General features: G+C 61.9%; 20 protein-coding genes. 6 read left to right on the plus strand and 14 right to left on the minus strand.

All coding sequences use genetic code 11. From position 1 onward, the window contains the following. Window positions 1-105 precede the first annotated feature (105 nt). A complete protein-coding gene (locus ABFP37_RS21940) occupies window positions 106-519 on the minus strand; it encodes a DUF952 domain-containing protein (protein ID WP_347034956.1) in 414 nt (137 codons plus the stop codon). Between the two features lie 85 nt (window positions 520-604). Between ABFP37_RS21940 and ABFP37_RS21945 the strand changes: the two genes are divergently transcribed. The 3 genes from ABFP37_RS21945 (at window position 605) to ABFP37_RS21955 (ending at window position 2,518) form a co-directional block, all read left to right on the plus strand. After that, window positions 605-1,204: a TetR/AcrR family transcriptional regulator C-terminal domain-containing protein gene (locus tag ABFP37_RS21945; protein WP_347034957.1), complete on the plus strand. Its 600-nt coding sequence runs from the start codon at window positions 605-607 to the stop codon at window positions 1,202-1,204. 160 nt (window positions 1,205-1,364) lie between these two features. Further along, complete coding sequence (locus ABFP37_RS21950) at window positions 1,365-1,601, plus strand: hypothetical protein (protein WP_347034975.1); 237 nt, start codon at window positions 1,365-1,367, stop codon at window positions 1,599-1,601. A gap of 230 nt (window positions 1,602-1,831) precedes the next feature. Beyond that, on the plus strand, window positions 1,832-2,518 hold the full coding sequence (locus tag ABFP37_RS21955) for a GntR family transcriptional regulator (protein ID WP_347034958.1): 687 nt from the start codon (window positions 1,832-1,834) through the stop codon (window positions 2,516-2,518). 490 nt (window positions 2,519-3,008) lie between these two features. Here ABFP37_RS21955 and ABFP37_RS21960 read toward each other — a convergent pair whose 3' ends face one another. Together ABFP37_RS21960 and ABFP37_RS21965 are read right to left on the minus strand one after the other, a co-directional pair. Then, on the minus strand, window positions 3,009-3,596 hold the full coding sequence (locus ABFP37_RS21960) for an isochorismatase family protein (RefSeq protein WP_347034959.1): 588 nt from the start codon (window positions 3,594-3,596) through the stop codon (window positions 3,009-3,011). A gap of 393 nt (window positions 3,597-3,989) precedes the next feature. Then, window positions 3,990-4,748: an SDR family NAD(P)-dependent oxidoreductase gene (locus ABFP37_RS21965; protein ID WP_347034960.1), complete on the minus strand. Its 759-nt coding sequence runs from the start codon at window positions 4,746-4,748 to the stop codon at window positions 3,990-3,992. Between the two features lie 408 nt (window positions 4,749-5,156). Here ABFP37_RS21965 and ABFP37_RS21970 point away from each other — a divergent pair, with 408 nt between their 5' ends. Both ABFP37_RS21970 and ABFP37_RS21975 read left to right on the plus strand, forming a co-directional pair. Continuing rightward, window positions 5,157-5,567, plus strand: a complete 411-nt coding sequence (locus tag ABFP37_RS21970) for a nuclear transport factor 2 family protein (protein WP_347034961.1) — start codon at window positions 5,157-5,159, stop codon at window positions 5,565-5,567. Window positions 5,568-5,600: 33 nt separating this feature from the next. Further along, window positions 5,601-5,897 (plus strand): AtaL-like protein, encoded by a 297-nt coding sequence (locus ABFP37_RS21975; protein ID WP_347034974.1) that lies wholly within the window; start codon window positions 5,601-5,603, stop codon window positions 5,895-5,897. A gap of 108 nt (window positions 5,898-6,005) precedes the next feature. Here ABFP37_RS21975 and ABFP37_RS21980 read toward each other — a convergent pair whose 3' ends face one another. Further along, complete coding sequence (locus tag ABFP37_RS21980) at window positions 6,006-6,776, minus strand: IclR family transcriptional regulator (protein WP_347034962.1); 771 nt, start codon at window positions 6,774-6,776, stop codon at window positions 6,006-6,008. Window positions 6,777-7,182: 406 nt separating this feature from the next. On the opposite strand from ABFP37_RS21980, the gene ABFP37_RS21985 reads away from it, so the two are divergent. Further along, window positions 7,183-7,314, plus strand: a complete 132-nt coding sequence (locus tag ABFP37_RS21985) for a hypothetical protein (protein WP_347034963.1) — start codon at window positions 7,183-7,185, stop codon at window positions 7,312-7,314. 454 nt (window positions 7,315-7,768) lie between these two features. On the opposite strand, the gene ABFP37_RS21990 is transcribed toward ABFP37_RS21985, so the two are convergent. The 10 genes from ABFP37_RS21990 to ABFP37_RS22035 all read right to left on the minus strand — a co-directional run bounded on the left by ABFP37_RS21990 (window position 7,769) and on the right by ABFP37_RS22035 (window position 17,857). Beyond that, a complete protein-coding gene (locus ABFP37_RS21990; protein WP_347034964.1) occupies window positions 7,769-7,975 on the minus strand; it encodes a 4-oxalocrotonate tautomerase family protein in 207 nt (68 codons plus the stop codon). After that, the gene (locus ABFP37_RS21995; protein ID WP_347034965.1) at window positions 7,975-8,871 is read right to left on the minus strand and encodes a VOC family protein; all 897 of its coding nucleotides are present in this window, start codon (window positions 8,869-8,871) and stop codon (window positions 7,975-7,977) included. The genes ABFP37_RS21990 and ABFP37_RS21995 overlap by 1 nt, the downstream gene beginning before the upstream one ends. Before the next feature lie 15 nt (window positions 8,872-8,886). Beyond that, window positions 8,887-9,588, minus strand: a complete 702-nt coding sequence (locus ABFP37_RS22000; RefSeq protein ID WP_347034966.1) for a class II aldolase/adducin family protein — start codon at window positions 9,586-9,588, stop codon at window positions 8,887-8,889. A 15-nt stretch (window positions 9,589-9,603) separates the two neighbouring features. Then, window positions 9,604-11,097, minus strand: coding sequence for an aldehyde dehydrogenase (locus tag ABFP37_RS22005; protein ID WP_347034967.1), 1,494 nt, complete (start codon window positions 11,095-11,097; stop codon window positions 9,604-9,606). A gap of 3 nt (window positions 11,098-11,100) precedes the next feature. Beyond that, window positions 11,101-11,937 (minus strand): fumarylacetoacetate hydrolase family protein, encoded by an 837-nt coding sequence (locus tag ABFP37_RS22010; RefSeq protein WP_347034968.1) that lies wholly within the window; start codon window positions 11,935-11,937, stop codon window positions 11,101-11,103. A gap of 52 nt (window positions 11,938-11,989) precedes the next feature. Further along, window positions 11,990-13,072: a zinc-binding dehydrogenase gene (locus ABFP37_RS22015; RefSeq protein WP_347034969.1), complete on the minus strand. Its 1,083-nt coding sequence runs from the start codon at window positions 13,070-13,072 to the stop codon at window positions 11,990-11,992. A gap of 58 nt (window positions 13,073-13,130) precedes the next feature. Then, the gene (locus ABFP37_RS22020; RefSeq protein WP_347034970.1) at window positions 13,131-14,042 is read right to left on the minus strand and encodes a VOC family protein; all 912 of its coding nucleotides are present in this window, start codon (window positions 14,040-14,042) and stop codon (window positions 13,131-13,133) included. A gap of 98 nt (window positions 14,043-14,140) precedes the next feature. Next, window positions 14,141-15,520, minus strand: coding sequence for an aromatic acid/H+ symport family MFS transporter (locus ABFP37_RS22025; RefSeq protein ID WP_347034971.1), 1,380 nt, complete (start codon window positions 15,518-15,520; stop codon window positions 14,141-14,143). A gap of 132 nt (window positions 15,521-15,652) precedes the next feature. Next, window positions 15,653-16,681, minus strand: a complete 1,029-nt coding sequence (locus tag ABFP37_RS22030; protein WP_347034972.1) for an NADH:flavin oxidoreductase — start codon at window positions 16,679-16,681, stop codon at window positions 15,653-15,655. A gap of 153 nt (window positions 16,682-16,834) precedes the next feature. Continuing rightward, window positions 16,835-17,857, minus strand: a complete 1,023-nt coding sequence (locus ABFP37_RS22035) for a fumarylacetoacetate hydrolase family protein (protein ID WP_347034973.1) — start codon at window positions 17,855-17,857, stop codon at window positions 16,835-16,837. Window positions 17,858-18,568: the final 711 nt, after the last annotated feature.

Genomic DNA, 18,568 nt, shown 5'->3' on the forward strand with positions numbered 1-18,568 from the left:
CGCCTCTTGGTGGCGGAACAGACCGTGGCCCGGCAACCCACGAACCTCTTTGAACCCGAGGTTCCAGTCCTACATCAGGGACCGGCCCGCCACACTTCATATCGTCTAGGCCGGCAGTATTGTCCTGATGCCCAAGCCGTTTAGGTCCAAGGCCGGCCACCGATCGTCCTGAAGCTCGAGCGGGAAGGTGGCCACGATTATAGGTTCCTCCATGGGGATCGACCCCAAAATGCGCGGTACGGCGGCAAACTCCGCCCCGGGGCGGTCTGACGCGTCCCAGCGCACCTCGAGCCCAGCCGCCGCCAGCGCGTCTTCATCCACCACAACCACCAGCAGCGGAAGCTTGAGGCCGCCGAACACCTCGTCCAGAACCGTTCGTATCTGGGGGCCGGTAGCCGCGTGAATGAATCCCACGTCATCGATGGTCTTCCCCCGGGTCGAGACGTCATACTCTCCGAACCGTGCGCAGGCTTCCCAGTCATCGGTGATCGCCACGTGCAGCAGTCGCTCCCCACTCATGTCATTTCCTTTCCATAAATGAAACGCTATCGTTGCATTAAGTATGCGGGAACTCTCCGCGGCTGGGCAACGAGGGCAGGGTCACATGGAGCAGAATAGGAAGCGAGGCCGCCCTAGCGCTGAGGAGCGCAATAGCAGACGGCGGCACATCCTTGACGTCGCCTCGGAATTGTTTGCCAGCAGTGGCTTCGGGGCAACAACGATTGAAGCCATCGCTGTTGAAGCGGCGGTTGCCAAGCGCACCATTTATAGCTATTTCGGCGATAAAACAGGTGTCTTCACCGCAGCCGTTGATCAACAGCACTCCACGCTGACAGAAACCCTCGAAGGCTTCGAAGACCTCGATGTGGTCGCTGCCCGGATCATCTACACAATGCACTCGGAGAAAGCCGTGGCTCTGCACCGACTTGTTATTGCCGAGGCTGGACGCATGCCGCGACTTGCCGCAGCTTTTTATGAGCACGGCCCAGCCCGCTCGATCACGCTCCTGCGCTCGCGACTTTCGGCCCAGGAGCAATCCACCGCGCCAGAAATGGCGGAGGCTCTCTACAGCCTATTGCTCGGCGAGCACCACCGCCGAAGGCTCTTGGGTCTATCCCCTGCCCCGACGGCCGAAGAATCCCGCGAATATGCCCGACAGGCAATCGCCGCTCTCTGTTTCAGCCAACCAGACCCCACAGATTAGACAGGGACACAGCAATTAGGGACGCCGGAAGAGGAATCGCTGGGACCCAGAACCACGCGATTACTGCCGATCCGAAGGCCGAAGAGGCCGTGCAGCTCCGCCGGCTGGGACTGGCAACACCCCGTACGCCACTGCCAACACTGTGGGCCGCTAAAATACTTTGCCGCACGAATTAGCGCTGAAACACCGCTACTCGCAGAAGGCGTTCGGGTTCGTCGTCGAGGGCGAAGGCGTGTGGACCATCATCGGCGACCTTGCGCGGATGACCAGCCGTGACTTCCTGCTGGCCGTGCGTTGTTGGAACTCCGAAGCCGAAGTGATCCCGATTCAAGTCGCGGTCACCCGGGCGACTCCAACCCGTCCTGCTGCCAACATGCCCTTACCCTACTCAACGTGATTTCGGCAGCCCATCAGCGTCTTCGAATGGCTGCGAAATCGGGGAGCTCAACTGGTAGCTCGCCGTGGCATCTCGACGATGCCCGTCAACAAGGGCTATTGTCGCAGAAGTACATGTACTTAGGGGTTGGCTCTCAGCAATCCCAATAGCCAGGAGAACATACATTGACCGATCAGAATGTCTCGGAAAGCCTTCCCCGCCCGACATTCAGTTCTCCGAGGACAACAAGCATGGAGCTGCACGCTCACTTACGCCGACTCATCATTGACAGCGTCCTCCCTCCGGGGGCTGTCCTCAAGCAAGCCGAGCTGGCTCGGGCATTCGACGTTAGCCGCACACCTATGCGGGAAGCGTTCCGCATGCTCCAGGAGGAGGGTTTGATCGACGCGGACCTAAATCAAAGGGCCCGGGTCAAGGGATTCGACGCCAAGGAACTGGATCAGCTGTATGCCGCCCGTATCTGCTTAGAGAGCCTTGGTTGCCGTATGAGCACTGGAACTCTCAGCGATGAAGAGTCCAGGCTCGCTCGGGAGTGCCTGGAATCCATGGAACAGGCACAAAAGACCCAGGACATGACGGTCTGGATGGAAAGTCACCGCCGTTTCCATAGCCTGTGCATGGCTCGGGTAACGGAACCACTTCGAAGGACCATCGATTCCTTCGCGGAACGAAGTGAACGGTACCTGCGGCTTTTCCAGCTTTGGCACCCCCAGTCGTTCGACGCTGCAGACCTCGAGCATCAACGAATCTTGGCGGCAGTAGAAGGGAACGACCCTGCCGTTTCGGGAAGCCTTATGGCAAAGCACTTGTCGCGTACAGCTCTTACAGTCATGCAAGATGTGTCGCCCGAGTCCGAGGCGATGGCCATACGGGAGGCTCTGGCCATGGCTGTCGGCACCAGGACTAGGCAAAAATAAGCGCCCGCGCCGGAGTTCGTCAGACCGACCAAAGCCGCCCGCTCCACCGCCTTCCTGGGACGGTGGAGCGGGGCAGTTTTTGGATCCAGTGGGACCTCGAAAGACAAGCATCGATGGAGAAGACTCTTCCGGGGCCGAGCGTATTCCGCGGCCTGAGTGATGGCCACTCATGGGACGCGGGCACAGCCGGAAAGTCGATCCAAATCAAAAGCCGGCCGGAATCATTGCCCCGACTGCGGAAAAAAGATCCACGGGCAGCGTGGTCTCCCGCAACGGTGTAGTCGGCTATGTGGTGGAGCGGGCCACCGCCGGCAATATTCTTGTATCGCCGGTCGATCACAACAGTCGCTTCGGCTTTCCAGACAACTTCGGGGCCTCGTAGACCGACTGCCGGCGTTGGTAGATCGGGCGTGGCGGCGGCGGGTGGCGCCGGCTCGGGTGTGCCCGGCCGGCGGCCCCGGGGCCGCGGGTGTGTGTTTCGGACGCGTGGTTACTGCTGGGGGAGCAGTTCGCTGAGGATGGGCAGGATGGCGGTGCCTTCCGGGCTGGCCCAGCTGACGGCGAGTTCGGCCAGGAGCTGGTTGGTGGAGGTGATCGTGGCTCCGGCGCGTTCCATCCGGCGGATGGAGATCTCGTCGGCACGTGTGGTGGGCGAGCCTCCTGCGTCGGCGACGACCTGGACGTCGTAGCCTTCTGACAGCGCGGTGAGTGTGGGGTAAACGGTGCATACGTCGTTGGTGACGCCGGCGATGATCAGCTTGCGCCGGCCGGAGGCCTTGACGGCTGCGGCGAAGTTCTCGTCATCGAGCGCGTTCACCACGCCCTGGCGCTGAATGCGGGAGGCGAACTCCTCGGGGGCGATGTCCGCCAGTTCGGACAGCAGCGGCCCTTGGGCGTATGCCTCCATGGAGGAGGTCAGCACCAGCGGGATGTCCAGGGCCTTGGCGGTCTTGGCCAGGGCGAGTGAGTTGGCTTTGAGCTCGTCAAACTCGATGGAACGGACCCATCCCATCGTGCCGACCTGGTGGTCGATCAGCAGCATGGCGGTGTTCTGGGCGGTAAAGGACTGCTCGGACATGGTGATTCTCCTATACTTCGTGGGTTAGCGGGTGACAGTGCGAGCGGCTTCCCGGCGGAAATCGCTCCTTCGGCTCAATTGGTTGGTCGGCCAATGTTTTATTCAACCAATGGGGCTACCAAAGTATTCCCTCTGGATGACAACAGAGTCTTGAACGAATTGCTTGAGCCGAAGTCGGGCGACCGTAGCCATCCTTGGCTGGCCAAGTTGATCAAGTGCGGTGTGGTGGGTGTGGAGGCACCGATTTCCTGGGTGCGATTCTCCTCGAAGTTTCAGGTTTCCAGCCGAGCTGGATATTCACTGACGTGCGCCGGGGCATCCCTCGGCGCCGATTGAATGAGGTCGCACAAGGCCACGAAACCTCAATGGGACCGAGAAGCCCCGACGACGGTGCTAGCGCCAGCCGGCGGTTGCTCCACCGTCAACAGAGAAATTTTGCCCCGTTACCCACGCAGATTCGTCCGACGCGAGATAGCAGGCCATGTAGGCGATGTCGGATGATGTTCCTGGACGCTGAATGAGGTGGTTGTTGAGCTGCCACTTCCTTCCGCCTTCATCCACAGCAGCGTCTGTGGCCGGCGTCTTGACAAATCCCGGGGAGATGGCGTTGACCCGAATTCCGCTTGCTGCGCCTTCGGCTGCCAGGGATTTGGTCATTGCGACTACGCCGCCCTTGGCGGTGGCGTGGGCTACCTGCCCCAGAGGAGCGATTCCGCGAAGGGCCGAGTAAGAAGCGGTGTTGATGATTGAGCCACCGGACTTGGACATGGCGGCCCAAGCAGCGCTGGTGGTGTTGAAAACGATCTCCAGTTCAACACGCAGGACGTGGCGAAAGAGGTCGATGGTCATCTCTGGGAAGGGTGCAAAGCCGAAGCCTGCGGCATTGTTGTACAGGACGTCGATTCCACCTAGCACCTTGGCCCCCTCCTCGACCCATCCGCGCGCGACGTCCGGGTCGGCAAGGTCCACATCGTAGCCGCGGACGTCGTACCCTAGCGCCCGAAGGCCACTGGCCGTCTTCTCCGCAGCCCCTGGACGCAGGTCACAGCCGATTACTTGAGCGCCTTGCTCCGCAAAGAGTTTTTGCGCTGCTTCACCTTGACCCCCTGCAGTTCCGGTAATCAAGACACGCTTTCCATTCAGACGTCCCATTGCTAGCTCCTTTGCTCGGTCCGATAACGCCTCGGCGGACACAGTCGGGCACACAACCCGGCGAGTCCCGCTGTCAGGGCAGTCTCGGATGAGGCCCACCTCTGGCAGCTTGTCCAGTGACGATCCGAGAATCGCCCTCCCCCGCGGAGTTACCTGCATTCATAGAAAAGTGTGGACACTTTGGTTGCTTTCGTCAACCCTGGCAGCGGCCATCAGGTTGGTTCCATCGCGCCCAGAGAAAGGCTAAGCCCGGAGTTGCCCTGAAGTCAGCAGTCCGTTCCGCTGAGTGAGCCGACAGGTTGGCGACCGGCGAGGGCGGTGCCTACCATCGCAGCACCTCGACATCGGTCGAGCGACGGATTCGGACGGACTGTCCGCTCCGTGGTTTCAGCTTCGAAGGAGCAGCTAATGACCAGAGACGTTCGAGAGATCTTCGCCGACATAGACAGTTTCGAACCCCAGCGGTTCGTAGCGCATCTTACAGACGATGTCGTCTTCCGCTTCGGCAACGCGGACGCTGTCGCCGGCACTGTCGCCGTCAGTGAGGGCGTGGCCGGGTTCTTTTCGACCATCGAAGGGCTCACCCACCATTTGATAGACATCTGGGAGCCCGAGCCCGGTGTCACCATCACACGGTTCGAGGTGGAATACCGCCGGAAAGACGGTGAGACTGTATACATACCGAACGTCGACGTCCTCCGCTGGCGTGGCGAGAGGATCTACGACTGGCAGATCTTCATCGACATCACCCCGATTTACGCACCTATCTCCGAAGTGCCCGCAGCTGCACTGCGTCAATCGGTGCCCCTGCACACCTGAACCTGAAGCACCTCGTCATGAAGGCCAAACGCGCTGCCCTTCGTGTCATCGGTGAGCAGCTGTACGGTCATCGCCCGAATCAGCGACACTGTGTTCGATCGAGAGATCGTGCTGCGCGACCAGGCGTACACCGAGCGGATCACCTTGCACGAGCCAAGCCGCGTGGTCTTTACGCGGATCACTGGCGACGTACCCGGCACGATAGCCAACGAGATCGAGGGTGACGACGACGACCTACGGCTCCGATTCAGTTTTGCCCTCGTCGTCTCCACCGTGGAGCCTGGGTCAACGGAGGAAGAGGCCTACGCAGAAGCGGTGCCCGTCTGCTAGACGGGTCCCGCTTCTGTGCCCCATAGCTAAACGCCCTGGGTTCTTGAACATGGACAGATTGACGGGGCGCAATGCACCCTGTCGCACTGAACGGAAAGTCCGCCTTGGTTAGAACCTCAGTCCGGGGCGTCGAGCGATCAACCGCGACACCGTCTGCGCCGCGGTCTGAACGGCGAGCCCCACTCGTTTCACATCGACGTCCTTCATCCACCCGGCTGCCGATAACGCCGCTATCGGCTCCCCTGCCGCCGTGCGGATCGTGGTTGCCGCGCAGGCTACTCCCGGAGCACTTTCCTCGTGCTCGTAAGCGATTCCGTTCGCCTTCACCCGCACGAGTTCGCGGCGGAGCCGCGCTGGATCAGTGATCGTCTGGGGACCGACGGGTACCAGCTCCTGATTCAGCACGTCGTCGACCACTGACTCATCCGACCACGCCAGCAGCGCCTTGCCCACAGCGGTTGCGTAGGCCGGCATCCGGCCGCCCACCCGGCTTGGCAAGGGCGGGATTCCCCTGGCGGGGAGGATTTCGATGTAGACCACTTCGCGCCGCTCGAGCACAGCCAGGTGAACGGTGAGGTGTACGGCGGCGCGAAGATCTGCCATGGACGCGAGTGCGATCTTGCGAAGGTCTCTCGGCCTGCTGGCCGATTCACCCAATTCGAACAGCCGGAGTCCCAGCCGCAGTTCTGAACCGCTGCGCTCAAGGAACTTATACGTCGTCAGCTCTTGCACAATCCGCGACACAGTCGACTTGGCCAGGCCGGTCCTGCGGGCGATCTCGGAGATTCCTAGGACGTCGTCGCTCGGTCCGTAGGCGTCGAAGATGGCCGCCACCCGGCCCACCATGGATTCGGACTCGTTCCGTTCAGCGGGACACATACTTGGATTATGCAGGTACGGCGTCCGAGAATGCAACTACATCGCGGTTTGGGTCAACTGCTTCTTCATCCGCGATCTGCGCGCTCCGTTCGGTGGGGCCAAGGACTCCGGCATCGGCGGTGAAGGTGGCACTTTACGCCGAGATTTCTTCAGGGAACCGAAGCCCATAGTGATGCAGATGGCGCCCACGGCCCACTGACGAGTGCCCATACACGATTGAGGGAGGGGCGGGTTCCGAACCGGTCCTGGTAAGTTGCGGTGGCCAAGTAAGCCTAAGCCGCGAGGGCCTGAGCACGGTATCGCACCGGACTCTAGCCCTCAGGCTTTGTTGAGATCCGTTCGGTGCTGTACCCGGCTGTATTCGTTCAGTTACACCGCCCGGCGAATCGGTGCTGAGGAACCGGACGTGGCCGAAGAGCTCTTCTTCGAGGTGTCCGAGGAAGTTCCCCATCACGGTTTTGTCGTGGCAGTTGCCCTTGCAGGACATCGGTTGGGGCCGCCCGCGCTGTCCAATCGAGTGCGCCACGAGGCGAGCTGATACTGGAAACCCCGGTCGGAACGCACGCGCTGCAGTCCGAATTCAAGTTTTGCTTTCGGAGTCCCGACGGGCCGCCCGAAGACAAATCCCGGTTTCGGGTGCAGACCATCCTGGCCGTCGTTCCGGTAATGACGTGCCCACTTCTCGATCAACCGCGGCGAAGACAGCTCGAGCTCGTTCCACACGACTACCTTGCTTTACCAAGGAGGTGCCGCTGCACAACTTCGAGTATGAACTCGAGCCGGAACAACCGCTTGCTTAGCGTGGTCACTGCTGTCGTACCTCCGCGACCTCGCCTCCGGTCACACAACCGGCGGATCGTTTTCACGCGCACCCCAAGCCTCGTCGAAATAGAGCCTTAGCGCCCTACCCGGTCTCAAACGACGCTACAACTTCGCGCGCCAAAAGGCAGGTGTCCCATCGTTCGTTGTCGGTGGGGCACCTGCCTTTAGATTCAGTGGGCCCTTGCCTCGGCTGTCTTCTCGGCGAGGGTCAGACCACCTGAGAGCCAGTGCTCCGGTGGAACCTCGCGGATGATGACGCGGATGCTCTGGGCTGGAACCTCCAGCGATCGTTCGACGGCGGAGTGGACCTCTCCAAGTAGCGCTCGGATCTGGTCCGGCGTACGCCCTTCGGCCAAGGTGACTTCGATGAGCGGCATCAGGCCTCCTGCAACGCTGCGCGGTCGCCGGCCTGAAACTGAGTGGTCGGGCGCTGGGTGCGGCCGCCCCACATATCAATCGAATGAGGCAGGGCGGGGTCGAAGTAACGCGGAGTCCAGGCGGCATCGTCTTCGATCCGGCGCACACCGTACGAGTACTCGTAAGTCAGTCCCTCCGGCCCCTTGAAGTAGATGAAGATCGCACCGGACTGCGGGTGGCGCCCGGGCCCCTGTTCGATCTCGACGCCGTTGTCCTCCAGAAAATGCCAGCTGCGCATCACGTCATCGATGCTTTCAACCTGGAAGTTGATGTGGCACAGACCCGGACGGTCGCCCTTGAATACGGCAAGCTTGTGGTGAACAGGATCGAACCGCATGAGCGCGGCGTTATTGCCGACCCAATCGCTGATCTTGATGTTGAACAGCGAACTCCACCATTCGTACGCCACGCGCGGATCGGGTGCGTCGACGCAGAGATGTCCGAATTCAATAATGCCTGCCGGCCGTGTGAAGTGCACCGGACCAGCATCTGTTTCCGCATCGATGACGAGGTCGAAGCGGTTGCCCCACGGGTCGGTGAACTCGAGAAATTCGCGTACGTGCCTTGAAGCGCACTCTTCGGGGGTTCCCCAACGCGTCGTGATGCCGGCCAATGTGAGTTCCTCATCGGCGGCGACGAGGGCGGCCTTGTCCGCGACGGACAGCCCGGAGCTGAGCACGCCGGACTCACCCTCCACAAAGGCCAGGCAATGATGGCGCTGGTCGGCGCGCAGGTAGTGGACACCATTCTGGGCCCCGCGGTACTGCATGCCCACGATGTCGCGTGCAAAGCGAACGGCTTCTGCGGCGTCCACAGCCCCTGACCTGACGTACTGGATGTCTTTTAGTTCGATCACAGTGTTTCCCTTCTCTTATTCACGGAATGATTTTTGGCGAGGCGTGCCGCCGCTGGAATCCAGCTCGAGATAACGGCCCACGCGCGGCAGCAGTTCTGCGGCGTGTTCACGCCACCAAACCTGTTCCTCGGCCGGGAGTTCTGAGGTAGGCCCAGCTGACGAAGCGCGGAGATGGAGCTCGGCGGAACGCTCCAGGATCCACATTCGTGCGAGTGCTTCCCTGGCGTCCCGACCCCACGTCACGGCCCCGTTGCCTCTGAGCATGATGGCGCGGGCGTCCCCGGAGGAGGACACGAGCGCTTCGGCAGTCTGCCGGTCCCTGATCAGGCGAGAATCCGCATACAGGGCTATCGGACCAATCATCGCGGCATGACCATTGAGTGCAGCCGGTACCCTGCCCAGAGCTGCCATCGCGGCCACAGCCTTGGGCTGGGCCCGGCAGACGGCGCCGGCCTCCGCATGACGCTCGTAAACCGCGATGTGGATCCACGCCTCCTTCGGGGCCTTGGCTGGCAGGTCGACGGCGCCGAGACTGAGGTCGGCAGGGGCGTCGTCGGCTGTCAGCCAGGCAAGTGGAACCGGCGGCGTGAGCAGCACCTGGTCAATGGAGGTGCGTACAGAGACATGGCCGAACGCATCGACGAGCCCGGCACGGGCCATTCCTCGAGCTGTTGCGATCAATTCACGGTATGCGGCCTCGGTCGCTGAGTACTCCATATTCCCGGGCGCCTGTCAGTGAGTGTGCGAACGTTCGATCTGCATAATGACCGCTTTGGGTTCCGTGAAGAACTCGCGGCTGAAATTGCCGCCCTCGCGACCGACGCCAGACTGCTTAGCACCGCCGAACGGCGCACGGAGGTCCCGGACGAAGAAACAATTGACCCAGACGGTGCCGACAACAACTGCCGCTGAGACTCGATGCGCCTTGCTGAGGTCCTCGGTGAAGACCATCGCGTTCAGGCCGTACGGGCTGTCATTGACCAAGGCCACAGCCTCGGGCTCATTGTCGAAGGGTGTAATGGTCACGACAGGACCAAAGATCTCTTCGCGCTGATGCGGTGAGCCTGCATCCGGTTCACGAATCACCGTGGGCCTGACGAACCAACCCTCATCCAGACCGCCGGTGATCTGTTCTCCCCCTGATTCAGGGATCGTTTCCACGTAGCCCCGCACCTTTTCATAGTGAACACCGCTGGCCATCGGACCAATCTGCGTTGCAGGGTCCTTCGGATCCCCCAAACGCATGCTTTCCGCCGCATCGACAAAGCGCCGCAGGAATTCCTCGTAGATCGGACGTTCAACGTAAATCCGGCTACCTGCGAGGCAGACCTGACCGGCGTTGGTGTAGATCGCTTTGATGGACCAGGCGATCGCGTTGTCCAGGTCGGCGTCCGCGAATACGACGTTCGCGCCCTTTCCGCCCAGCTCCAGGCTGACTGGGATGAGGTTTGATGCCGCCGCGCGGGCAATCACTTTTCCGGTCGAGGACTCGCCGGTGAACGTGATGCGGTCGACGTCGGCGTTGGCGGTGAGGGCTTCCCCTACTGAGTCGGCCCCGTAGCCGTGAACGACGTTGAAGACTCCAGGCGGGATCCCGGCTTCCAAGGCCAGGCGGGCCATGATGGTGGCGCTGGCGGGTGAATCTTCCGCGGGCTTCAGCACCACGGTGTTGCCCCAGGCCAGTGCGGGGGCAACCTTCCAGCTTTCAAGCATCATGGGGAAGTTCCACGGTGCGATAGCCACCACAACTCCCGCAGGATCAAATCGCGTGTAGGCGTGATGAGGCGTGTCCATCGGAAGCACCTCGGCAGCGGACCCATGCGCGTGGTCTGCAAAGAAACGGAAGTTCAGCGCCGTACGGGATACGTCGTTGGACAGACTCTGCGTGATCGGCTTGCCCATGTCACGGGTGTCGGCCATCGCCAGCTCTTCGCCGTGCAGCTCGATGAGATCTGCGAACCGATGCAGCAGGGTCCGGCGTTCGCTGGCGGTCATTCGGGGCCAGGGGCCCTCGTCAAATGCCCGCCGTGCCGCAGCGACGGCGAGATCGGCCTCAGCGTTGCTTCCCAGGGGAAAGACCGCCCAGGGCTCACGCGTGTAAGGGTCGATGCTGGTGAAGACTTCACCGGACGTCGACTGGACTTCCTTGCCGTCAATGATGTGGCCGAATACGACGAGGCCGGACTCCGTAGCCGGCTCCGATGCCGCAGTCTGGAGTGTGCTCATTGTTTATCCTTCTTCTTTAGTGGAGATGTCGGAGGTTTGCAGCGAAACCAAGCCGAGGGTGGAGAATTCAGCCGAAACCTTCGAGCCGGGGGTGATTGCTTTGGCGTCGGTCATCGCGCCAGTCAGCACGATCTCCCCTGCCCGGAGGTAGTCGCCACGGGCGGCAAGCTCGTTGGCCGCAAATACGAGCGCCCGCAGCGGGTCGCCCAATACAGCCTCGCCGGTGGCCTCCGCGACGATCTCACCGTCGACGCGGAGCGCAACGTGCTCGTTGATGAGGTCACAGTCCGCGAGAGATACGCCAGCGTCGCCGACGGCGAACCGGGCGGAGGAAGCGTTGTCAGCGACAACATCCGGCAGCCGGAAGTCGAAGGCCCGGTACCGGCTGTCGATGACCTCGATGCCGCCATGCACCCGTGCTATGGCCCGGGCAGCCGCCTCGACATCTATTCCGGGACCGCGGAGGTCCTCGCCAAGCACAAAGACGATCTCGGGCTCCACCTTCGGGTGGATGAGCTCGCTCAGCGGGATCGGTTCTCCCGGAAAGAGCAGCATGTCATCGGTGAGTATGCCGGTGATTGGGGCAGCCACTCCCATTTGTTTCTGCTTGGCGAACGAGGTCAAACCGAGCTTGACGCCGATACGTTTTCCGCTGTGCTCAATCCGGCGGCTGATGCCCTTGGCCTGGATGCGGTATGCCGTGTCGAGGTCCAGATCCTGCCAGGTCAGCGTGAATCGCTCTGTACTGCGACGCTCGTTTTCTGCGCTGATCAATGCTTCGAGGACGGAATCCTCGGTCCAGGCCAGCGAGGGTGTGTTCTCCTGCTCAGTGGTTTTCATGACTTACTCCATGCTCAATACTGTCGGGAATTCGAAGGTTGGGTGTTTGGGTTCACGGAATCAGCACCACTTTGCCCACGTTGTCACCGTGCTCGACGTAACGGTGCGCGTCAGGGGCATCGTGGAGCGGGAAACTGCGGTCGACGACTGTGCGGAAGCCGTGGCTCACCTGCGTCCATAGCTCTGCAACCGATTCCGGCGTACCGGTCCGAACGCCCACTACCCTGATCCCGGTGGTGTAGAGCTTCTGCAGATTGAGAGGAACGGTGTGACCGAGGAAGGCTCCTGAGGACACCATGGCCCCGCCGGGTCGCAAGGAATCGAACCCGTGTTCCCAGACCAGCGGCGCCCCCAGATTGTCGACGATGAGGTCAGCTCCTCCGCCGAAAGCGTCGCGGACCCTGTCGCTGAAATCGTCGTCGATGGCGTCGAACACATGCTCAAAACCAAGATCCCGAAGGGTTTTCCTTTTGCTTTCATGCCGTGAGCTCACCACCACCTCGCAACCAAGGTGCTTGGCGAGCAGGGCCGTTGTCAGGCCCAGTGCGCTGCTTGCCCCCTGCACCACCACCCGGGATCCGGCACCGATGCCACCAACGCGGGCGAATTGATTTGTGGCGACCGCTCCGACGCTGGCAAGCGCTGATGCCTGCTCCGGCCCGACGCCCGCGGGCACAATCGACGCGTTGACAGCCGGCACCGATACATACTCGGCGTAGGCGCCCGGGCGGTGGGTACCGATAATCTGCACATTCGGTGAGAGGTCCGAGCGCCCCGACCGCGTGTACTCGTCCTCTCCGAGCACGACGAGCGGGAAGATCGCAACGTGATCGCCGACCTGGAAACCGGAAACCGTCGCGCCGACGGCGGCCACGGTTCCGGCATGGTCTCCACCGAGAATGTGGGGGAAAGTGAAGCTCGCATAGGGGTGCTTGCCGGATCGGGCGACCAGATCGAGCAGGCGCCCGATACTGACTGCCCCCACCTTGACGAGAATTTCGTCAGCTCTGACGCCGGGTACTGGCATAGTCTCCATGTGCAGCACGTCCGGACCCCCGAATTCTCGGAAGACCATGGCATTCATGGTTTGCGGGACCTCATCCGCTACGGCGGGCCAGGGTGTCGCGGTGGTCATGAGATCAGGCATTTTGTACCCCTAGGTGTGCGTTTCTGCTTCACAACAGTTGACTTCCTCAGTGCTCGAGCAATGCCGGGTTGATCGGCCCCCAGCTGTTGGCTGCGGCCACGTCGACCTCCCAGGTCTTTGGGTACTGAGGGAACTCGTTGTGCCACGGACGGGGCTCGAAGTATCCCTTGGACTCGTCGTGGATGACGTCGAGCTGGGTGAAGAGCTCGATCGTGTTCCCGTCGGGGTCTTTGTGGTACGTGAAAACGTTGTGCCCGGCGCCGTGCCGGCCCGGTCCCCAATCGAGTCGGATGTCCCGATGAGCCATGTGGTCGAGCATTGTCTGCAGGTGGTTGAGATCGCGCATCTCATACGCGATGTGGTGCATGCCGTCAAACTTCTTTGAAGCCATGAAGTTGGCGGCGTGGTGGTCACTGTTGCAGCGGAGGAACACGAAGAAGTCGCCGATGGTGTCTGACCACCTAAACCCAAGCAGATCCTGGTAGAAGCTTTGCGTCGGGGCCAGATCGGGAGTGAACGCCGCGATGTGACCGAGCTTGGTTGGCCGCAGAATGCTGTCATCAGGCCCGACCCCGCTACGTGACTGCTGATCGTAAAGGTGCAGCAGCGTTCCCGTCAACGGTTCGGCGACCACCAGGACGTCCGGCGTTGAGGGGGCGATATCGCTGCGGCGCTCAACCTCATAGCCGGCGTCACGAATGCGGCGCTCGGCATCGGCAAGGTCTTCCTCGATCTCATAGCCCACCACGGTTCGTGCCCGTTGCTCCTTGCTGGCTCGCAGCACCACGGAGTGATGATCAAACGAGGGCGTCAGGTACACCTCGTCCGCCGTCTTTTCGACAGGGACAAAGTCAAGGACTTTCGTGTAGTACTCGGTGAGCCGGTCAAGATCCGGCGTCTCGAACTCGACGTAACCGAGCTTCGAAACGTTGACGGCGGAACTAGGCTTGGGAGCCATTTAACATCCTAACTTTCTTGCTTTTTCATGGATCAATTGGCGACGGCACAACTTGCTGAACCGCTCATCGTGCCGCCTTGCGAGACGATAACCAGCTTTTAGGCGGTTGTACCGTCGGGGGTGACGGGTGCGTTCTGCTTCGTCTCCGATAGAGACCGGCCGGCACCCGAGCTCCGCCGCCCTGCGGTGAGCAAAAGAACTACGGCTGCACCCAGGATTCCCGGCACGGCAATGGCGTAGAAATTCACGCTTGTGCTGCCTCCTGAAGCAACCAGCAGCCCAAGCGCCGTGGGTGCAAGCACAGAGCCAAGCCGCCCGATGCCGAGCGACCAACCAAGGGCAGTTCCCCGCACCTCCGTGGGAGATTCCTTCGAAACCCACGCGTTAATGAAGGCCTGTGTGCCCAGCACTGCGGCTCCAGCCACGATCAGCAAGGCGTAGAGCGCAATGGTCGGGAAAGGAATGCTCAGGAGAAACAACGTCAGTGCTGCCACAAGGAACGAGGTGATGACCACAGGCCGGGACTCGAAGCGATCCGCCAGAAGGGAGATTCCAACGAGGCCCAGGATGGCGCCGACGTTGTAGACAAGCAAGAACCCCAGTGCCGATCCGAGCGAGTATCCGGCGGACTGCATGATCTGCGGGAGCCAGGTATTGAGGCCGTAGATCATGAACAGGCACAGGAAGCTCGCGATCCAGAAGACGACAGTCAGACGGGCCAGTCCGCCACGGAAGAGGGCCCGCACGGAGCCACGAACCGGTGTGTCGTCATTGGCCCGGGCGATTTCAGGAAGGGCAAAACCATGGCGGGCGGCGAGTGCCTTCGCCTTGGCGGTCTCGCCACGGGCCAGCAGGAACGCCGCGGACTCGGGCAACAAGGCAACGGCAACTGGCACAATCAACACGAGAGGCAGCAGGCCAAGCAGGAACATTCCGCGCCATCCGAACGCCGGCAGGATAACCAGCCCGGCGAGGGCAGCCAGAATGCCGCCCAGCGGGAATCCGGACCACATCACCCCATAGACAAGGTTGCGCTGCTTCGGCGACGAGTACTCGGCAGTCAGTGCACTGGCGGCTGGCATCACGCCGCCCAGAGCGATCCCTGCGATAAAACGCAGCACGCCAAGGATTTCGACGCCTGGCGCGAGCGCGCACAGCCCGGTGAACACTGAGAACCAGACAATCGAGAGAATCAACATGCGCTTGCGACCAAAGCGGTCGGTCAGGAATCCGGACAACAGCGAGCCGACAAACATTCCCAGGACGGCCATGGAGCCGACGATTCCGACGCTTGCCGGGTTGAGCCCGAGGGATGGATCGCGAAGAAGTGAGGGCACAACGGCGCCGAACACCACTACGTCGAAGCCATCGGCGACGACTGTTGCCCAACAGAGGACCAGGACGGTTATGACGAGGCGGGGCGGATGCCCCGGGGCTGAGGGTTCTGCCAAAGGCAGACTTGGTGACGCAGATGACATGGTGGCTCCTTTGCCGAAATGTCGCTGATCGATTTCACGGGGGTGGGTGGAAGGGTGCGGTAAGGCCGCGCCTGCCTCAAGTGCAAGTGTATACAGTTTTGAGTGCGAGTCAAGACTCAGATGAGGCGAGGTTCACACGCTTTGCTCGTCGTAGCCGAAGTGTCCCCGCGACTGGGCAGAGGTCGGCCAGTGTCCGCAAATGGATCCGGTCAGCTGGGTCCGCAGACACCGGGGCGGATCACAGGGACATGCACGAATGGACTCGCTGGCGCCGGCTGCCACCTTTCGCGGCCAGTCAGGGTCGACGAAAATCGCTCGGGCCAGGGCCACCGCGGACGCCTTGTACTCGGTCATGGCATTCACCATGTCAGCAGGACCGCCGAGGCGCCCGTTGGCGATCACAGGGATGCTCACTGCTCCGGCGAGGGCCTTCGAATCAGCCAGGGCATAGCCCTCCCGGTTGAGCAGGCCTTGGTTGGCCGGCAGCCGGAGGGTTTCGAACGTAGCCGGGATCGCAAAGAGAAAATGCGCCCCCGCCGCCTCCAGGAGCGGCGCCAGCCGCACCGCGTCGTCGATTGTCCAGCCGTCCTCAATCAGCTCATCACTGAGCAGGTGCACGCCCACGATGAAGTCCGGCCCGGTGCCGGCGGTGATTCGACGTACGACCTCCAATGCAAACCGCACGCGGTTCTCAAAGCTCCCGCCCCATTGATCCGTTCGATGATTGGTCCGCGGCGACAGGAATCCGGAGATCAGGAAGCCCTGCGCCGCGTGCACGTCGACGCCGTCGAACCCGGCGCGTTCACAGACCTGGGCCGCATGAACGAACGCCTCGATGGACTCTTCTATCTCCTCATCGGTCATTTCCTGCGGGGTGACCGTGCGGCCGGGCGTAAGTTCGAAGGGGACCGCCGACGGCGCCAGCCGCCGCCTCCTCTCATATTCGTCCCAAGGGCCCGCGTAGCGGCCGGAGTGCACGATCTGCACCACGGCCAGCGATCCGTGCCGGTGGACCTCGTCGGCCAGCCTTCGCAGGCCTGGGAGGTGCTCCTCGCTGATGACCGTCTGCAGCGGCATCTGCCGTCCGGACAGGTTGACAGCGAAGTTCTCGGTGATGACGACGCCGACGCCCCCCTTGAGCCCGCCGTCCGTAGTGCTCAATCTCCTTAGCGCTCACCGAGCCGTCCGCGTTACCGTACGAGACGGACATCGGCGCTTGCATGATGCGGTTGTGCGCGGTCCGTCCCCCGAGCTCAAGTGGCTCGAACAGAGGAGCGAATTCGGCTTTCGTCGCATCAATCTGTGCTACTTCGGTCATGCCCGTGCCGCCCCGTTGAGCGCAGCCGGCTTGAGGCCCGCTGTCCCGTTTTCCCCGTGGACCTCATTGCGGAGGGTGCCAAGGGGCCCGATTGCCACTTCGAGCTTGTCGCCGACCCGGAGGAACTCCCCTTTGCCCTGGCCGGCGCCTACGCCGGCGGGGGTACCTGTGGCAAGCACGTCACCGGGCTTCAGAGTCATGATCGAGCTGGCGCTTGCAATGAGCTGAGCGACCCCGAAAATCATGTCCAACGTGTTGCCGTCCTGTTCGAGGACACCGTTCCGGCGCAGCTGCACCGGAAGGGCCTGCGGATCCGGGATGAACCAGGACGGAGTGACACTGGGCCCGATTGGAGTGAATGTATCGCGGCCCTTTGACCGGAGCCAGTCGAACGCGAAAGGAGGCGCCAGCGGATCGGCTACACGATGGTAACCGCGGGAGGAGATGTCATTGACGATCGTGTAGCCGGCCACCACGCTCAGAGCTTCCTCGACTGATACGTCTTTGGCTTCCCGACCGATGACCACGCCGAGTTCGGCCTCCCAGTCGACACGCGCTGACGCGTCCTCCGGAATGGTGATCGCCTCGTCGGAGCCGATGATCGACGTTGAGGGCAGCAGGAAGAAGAAGGGCTCGAATCCAGCAGGGACCTCCCCCGAGCCGAGCATTTCCTGTAGATGACTTCGGTAGTTAGCCCCGGCGCAAATCAGCTTGCCGGGCGACGGCAACGGCGCCAAAAGGCGTGCTTCTTCGGCAGGATATCCATCGGCCGGCCGCAGCTCGCGAAGAACCGGCTCGAGAGCCGACCAGTCGTTCAAAACAGCTGTCACGTCGGCGTAGGCCGCCAACGCCGGGTGACGCCACACTTGACCGGTCGAGTCCAAAACACCGACGAACGTCGTCCCCGCTTCGCCTTTCGGCTCGCACGCCACCAAACTCCAAATAGAAGACATTTGTACTCCAGCTTCTTTGCTTTTAACAATGCGCCGCTCATCGCCACGCAGATCACCAGAGTGCATACACTTTAGAAGGATGTCAACCCTTGGCCTCATTCACTGGAACTGTGCGCGCTCTTACGTATCGAGAGTATCCAGACCGTCGGGCACGGTCGCAGTCGCGATCATAGGGGCCCCGCAGGCAGCCCTTGGGGACGCCGAGCTACGGTTGAATCGCGGACAGAGCGTGCGATACGTGGTCTAGAAAGGTCCGAGAGATGGAAACTTGCGTGCGATCTCGCCCCCTGCATGGGACAACCCGCCCTCCGGCTGGGGTCAGTGGGATTCGACGACATCGCTGCCGGCGGAACGGCGGATCTGCGGCACTTCGACTGCATGGCTAGCGGCGCCCCGTGTTGCCGGTCCGCTTCAACATCCTGCGCCCCGCGATCGGCCAAATCCAAGGGCATCCAGCAACCGGCGCCCTGACGGGGCACCGGCGACGTTTCCATGGATTCAGCGCTGGTTAGCCGGTCTTGCCTGTGGGCTCGGAGTCGTCTGTCAGATTGGACTCCATCAGCTCCAGCGGCCGCAACACTGCGTCGCAGTCTTCTTCGGCCAGTCCCGCCGTCGTCACCACTCCAGCCTCCGTCAGAGCTCTTCCACCTGGCTCTGCAAGGCTTTGCCAGGAGGGTTGGGGTTCCGGCACTGCCGTTGATCAACGCTTGGTCAACCAACAAGATTTTAGGCCATCTAAGGGAAGAACACGAGGAGCGCCGAAAATTCACCTACCCA

The organism is Burkholderia sp. RS01, from assembly GCF_039748055.1.
GTDB lineage: Bacteria > Actinomycetota > Actinomycetes > Actinomycetales > Micrococcaceae > Arthrobacter.